This is a genomic window from Phaeospirillum tilakii (genome assembly GCF_042683125.1).
In the GTDB taxonomy this organism is placed as follows: domain Bacteria; phylum Pseudomonadota; class Alphaproteobacteria; order Rhodospirillales; family Magnetospirillaceae; genus Phaeospirillum; species Phaeospirillum tilakii.
Genome location: NZ_JBHUIY010000076.1, coordinates 1 through 5,223 on the forward strand (window position 1 = coordinate 1; position 5,223 = coordinate 5,223).

General features: G+C 56.5%; 3 tRNA genes and 3 rRNA genes. All 6 read right to left on the bottom strand.

The features are described from left to right. Positions 1-77: transfer RNA gene (locus ACFSNB_RS18375), tRNA-Met, on the bottom strand. 63 nt (positions 78-140) lie between these two features. Continuing rightward, a 5S ribosomal RNA gene (gene rrf, locus ACFSNB_RS18380) occupies positions 141-255 on the bottom strand. A gap of 82 nt (positions 256-337) precedes the next feature. Further along, positions 338-3,077 (bottom strand): 23S ribosomal RNA (locus ACFSNB_RS18385). 235 nt (positions 3,078-3,312) lie between these two features. Beyond that, positions 3,313-3,388: transfer RNA gene (locus tag ACFSNB_RS18390), tRNA-Ala, on the bottom strand. 41 nt (positions 3,389-3,429) lie between these two features. Then, positions 3,430-3,506 (bottom strand) — tRNA-Ile (locus ACFSNB_RS18395). 104 nt (positions 3,507-3,610) lie between these two features. Then, positions 3,611-5,095 (bottom strand): 16S ribosomal RNA (locus ACFSNB_RS18400). Together the 16S, 23S and 5S rRNA genes with 3 tRNA genes alongside form the textbook arrangement of a ribosomal RNA operon. Positions 5,096-5,223 lie beyond the last annotated feature (128 nt).

The following is a 5,223-nucleotide window of genomic DNA, read 5'->3' on the forward strand; positions in this document are numbered from 1 at the left end:
TGGTTGCGGGGGCAGGATTTGAACCTACGACCTTCAGGTTATGAGCCTGACGAGCTACCGGGCTGCTCCACCCCGCGTTAATGCGCTGGCGCGGCGAGGGGGATTGTAATCGTGATAGGTTTTTTTGGTTTCCTTGGAAGACCTGGCAGCGACCGACTCTCCCGTGCCTTGAGACACAGTACCATGGGCGCAGAGGGGTTTCACGTCCGAGTTCGGGATGGGATCGGGTGGAGGGCCCTCGCTATGACCACCAGGTCGTCGAAGGAAACCAAAAAGGATCTGGATGTGTGGATCGTTGTTGTTTGCGGCCTGTGGCCGGGCTTGCCGCCGCGCATGGGCGATCAAGCCGATCGAGCGATTAGTATGGCTTAGCTTCACGTGTTGCCACGCTTCCACATGCCACCTATCAACGTGGTGGTCTTCCACGGCTCTGATAGGGAAACCTGGTTTTGAGGGGAGCTTCCCGCTTAGATGCATTCAGCGGTTATCTCGTCCGCACGTGGCTACCCGGCAATGCCGCTGGCGCGACAACCGGTACACTAGAGGTGCGTCCATCCCGGTCCTCTCGTACTAGGGACAGGTCCTCTCAAGTTTCCAACACCCATGGTAGATAGGGACCGAACTGTCTCACGACGTTCTAAACCCAGCTCACGTACCACTTTAATCGGCGAACAGCCGAACCCTTGGGACCTGCTCCAGCCCCAGGATGTGATGAGCCGACATCGAGGTGCCAAACCTCCCCGTCGATGTGGACTCTTGGGGGAGATCAGCCTGTTATCCCCGGCGTACCTTTTATCCGTTGAGCGATGGCCCTTCCACGCGGGACCACCGGATCACTATGACCGACTTTCGTCTCTGCTCGACTTGTCTGTCTCGCAGTCAGGCGGGCTTATGCCATTGCACTCGACAGCTGATTTCCGACCAGCCTGAGCCCACCATCGCGCGCCTCCGTTACTCTTTGGGAGGCGACCGCCCCAGTCAAACTCCCCACCATGCAGGGTCCCGGCCCCGGGTTCACGGGGCGCGGTTAGATACCAGGAAGCAGAAGGGTGGTATTTCAAGGTTGTCTCCGCCCTGGCTGGCGCCAAGGTTTCATAGACTCCCACCTATCCTACACATCCACATCCTAGTACCACTGCAAAGCTGGAGTAAAGGTGCACGGGGTCTTTCCGTCTAGCCACGGGTACTCCGCATCTTCACGGAGAATTCAATTTCGCTGAGTTGGTGTTGGAGACAGCGGGGAAGTCGTTACGCCATTCGTGCAGGTCGGAACTTACCCGACAAGGAATTTCGCTACCTTAGGACCGTTATAGTTACGGCCGCCGTTTACCGGGGCTTCAATTCAAGGCTTGCACCTCTCCTTTTAACCTTCCGGCACCGGGCAGGCGTCAGACCCTATACGTCGTCTTTCGACTTCGCAGAGCCCTGTGTTTTTAGTAAACAGTCGCCACCCCCTGGTCTGTGCCACCCCCCAAAGGTTGCCCTAAGAGGGGTACCCCTTATTCCGAAGTTACGGGGTCAATTTGCCTAGTTCCTTCAACACCATTCTCCCAAGCGCCTTGGTATGCTCTACCAGTCCACCTGTGTCGGTTTAGGGTACGGTCTATACGCTGGGGTTATTTCCTGGACCTCCTTCACTGCCCCCTCAATCCGATAAGAGGAGACAATACACGGAGGCCGTCACACCCAGCAGGCCCACGAATATTAACGTGGTTCCCATCGACTACGGCTCTCGCCCTCGCCTTAGGGGCCGGCTGACCCTGCGCGGATTAGCCTTGCGCAGGAACCCTTGGACTTTCGGCGACAGTGTTTCTCACACTGTTTGTCGCTACTCATGTCAGCATTCTCACTTCCGATACCTCCAGCGCCCCTCACGGTGACGCCTTCGCAGGCTTACGGAACGCTCCGCTACCGCGTGCTTGCGCACACCCGCAGCTTCGGTGCATGGCTTGAGCCCCGGTACATTTTCGGCGCGAGACAGCTATTAGACCAGTGAGCTATTACGCTTTCTTTAAAGGATGGCTGCTTCTAAGCCAACCTCCTGGTTGTTTTGGCCGTCTTACATCCTTTCCCACTTAGCCATGACTTGGGGACCTTAGCTGGCGGTCTGGGCTGTTTCCCTCTTGACGCCGGACCTTAGCACCCGACGTCTGTCTCCCGGATAGTACTCATCGGTATTCGGAGTTTGGTTAGGTTTGGTAGGTCTTTGGGACCCCCTAGCCCATCCAGTGCTCTACCCCCGACGGTATTCATCCGAGGCGCTACCTAAATAGCTTTCGCGGAGAACCAGCTATTTCCGGGTTTGATTGGCCTTTCACCCCTAACCACAGGTCATCTCCGTCTTTTTCAACAGACGTGAGTTCGGTCCTCCAGTGGGTGTTACCCCACCTTCAACCTGCCCATGGCTAGATCACCCGGTTTCGGGTCTAATGCATGCAACTCGGCGCCCTATTCAGACTCGCTTTCGCTACGCCTTCACCTACCGGCTTAAGCTCGCTGCATACACTAACTCGCTGACCCATTATACAAAAGGTACGCCGTCACGGCTCGAGGCCGCTCCGACTGCTTGTAGGCATTCCGTTTCAGGAACTATTTCACTCCCCTCGTCGGGGTGCTTTTCACCTTTCCCTCACGGTACTCGTTCACTATCGGTCACTGAGGAGTACTTAGCCTTGGAGGGTGGTCCCCCCATGTTCAGACAGGATTTCACGTGTCCCGCCTTACTCAAGGATGTCGTGCGGTTTACTCTTAAGCGGCTATCACGCTCTATGGCCCGACTTTCCAGACGGTTCAGATTATGTACACGACATCACTGGGCTGGTCCGCGTTCGCTCGCCACTACTAGCGGAGTCTCGGTTGATGTCCTTTCCTCGGGTTACTTAGATGTTTCAGTTCACCCGGTTCGCCTCCCGCACCTATGTATTCAGTACGGGATCACCTTACGGTGGGGTTTCCCCATTCGGAAATCCACGGATCAAAGCCTGCTCGCGGCTCCCCATGGCTTATCGCAGCGTGCCACGTCCTTCATCGCCTCTCAGTGCCAAGGCATCCACGAAATGCCCTTTTGACGCTTGATCGCTCCATACGCAGGGACAAGCCCGGCCTATGGACCGCAGAAACTTCAGCGATTCACACATTCGTGCGCCTTTCCTGCCGCTTGACTTTACGGCATCCGGCGCACGACCAGATCGAAAAAACCTATTCACGATGACAAAGAACAGCGAGACCCGAAGGTCCTGCCGTCGCGGCCCCCAGGGCTGCGACAATCTCGAGACAACCTCGAACAAACAAAACGAACAGCTCAACACCCCTTGGTGGAGCCGGACGGGATCGAACCGACGACCTCATGCTTGCAAAGCACGCGCTCTCCCAACTGAGCTACGGCCCCGGGGGATGGTGCGAACAGCAAACAACGGTCTACAGCGGTCATGGTGGGCCCGGTAAGATTTGAACTTACGACCCCACGCTTATCAAGCGTGTGCTCTGACCAGCTGAGCTACGAGCCCGTGTTTCGTTTCTTGTTCGAGGAAGGGATGCGGAGACGGCGTCGGCCGGATGTATGAAGGTATCCGAGATTGTCCTGTGAGCAGGACTTTCCGGGACATCCTTGAAAGGAGGTGATCCAGCCGCAGGTTCCCCTACGGCTACCTTGTTACGACTTCACCCCAGTCGCTGACCTTACCGTGGTCGGCTGCCTCCTTGCGGTTAGCGCACCGGCTTCGGGTAAAGCCAACTCCCATGGTGTGACGGGCGGTGTGTACAAGGCCCGGGAACGTATTCACCGTGGCATGCTGATCCACGATTACTAGCGATTCCGACTTCATGCACTCGAGTTGCAGAGTGCAATCCGAACTGAGATGGCTTTTGGAGATTAGCTTGCCCTCGCGGGTTCGCAACCCATTGTCACCACCATTGTAGCACGTGTGTAGCCCAGCCCGTAAGGGCCATGAGGACTTGACGTCATCCCCACCTTCCTCCGGCTTGTCACCGGCAGTTTCTTCAGAGTGCCCAACTGAATGATGGCAACTGAAGATGAGGGTTGCGCTCGTTGCGGGACTTAACCCAACATCTCACGACACGAGCTGACGACAGCCATGCAGCACCTGTGCGGGATCCAGCCGAACTGAAGGTCCAATCTCTCGAACCGATGATCCCCATGTCAAGGGCTGGTAAGGTTCTGCGCGTTGCTTCGAATTAAACCACATGCTCCACCGCTTGTGCGGGCCCCCGTCAATTCCTTTGAGTTTTAACCTTGCGGCCGTACTCCCCAGGCGGAGTGCTTATCGCGTTAGCTTCGACACTGAAGTGCATGCACCCCAACATCTAGCACTCATCGTTTACGGCGTGGACTACCAGGGTATCTAATCCTGTTTGCTCCCCACGCTTTCGCACATGAGCGTCAATCGACGGCCAGGTAGGCGCCTTCGCCACTGGTGTTCTTCCGAATATCTACGAATTTCACCTCTACACTCGGAATTCCCCTACCCTCTCCGTGATTCCAGTTCCCCAGTATCAAAAGCAGTTCCCGGGTTGAGCCCAGGGCTTTCACTTCTGACTTGGAGGACCGCCTGCGTGCGCTTTACGCCCAGTAATTCCGAACAACGCTAACCCCCTTCGTATTACCGCGGCTGCTGGCACGAAGTTAGCCGGGGCTTCTTCTACGGGTACCGTCATCATCGTCCCCGTCGAAAGAGCTTTACAACCCGAAGGCCTTCATCACTCACGCGGCATGGCTGGATCAGGCTTGCGCCCATTGTCCAATATTCCCCACTGCTGCCTCCCGTAGGAGTCTGGGCCGTGTCTCAGTCCCAGTGTGGCTGATCATCCTCTCAGACCAGCTACCGATCGTCGCCTTGGTAGGCCGTTACCCCACCAACTAGCTAATCGGACGCGGGCTAATCTTTCGGCGATAAATCTTTCCCCCGAAGGGCGTATGCGGTATTAGCGTCAGTTTCCCAACGTTATTCCCCACCGAAAGGCATATTCCCACGTGTTACTCACCCGTGCGCCACTAAGGCCGAAGCCTTCGTTCGACTTGCATGTGTTAAGCCTGCCGCCAGCGTTCGTTCTGAGCCAGGATCAAACTCTCAAGTTGACTTCTGCAACCAAGTTGCAGACCGGAGCTCGTCCAAAGCAATTACATCACGCTTAGCTGAGATGCGCTTGACTTTGGTCGGTCCGTGAACCGGACCGGCGCCGCCTGCGCATCCCTTCCTGTCTCTT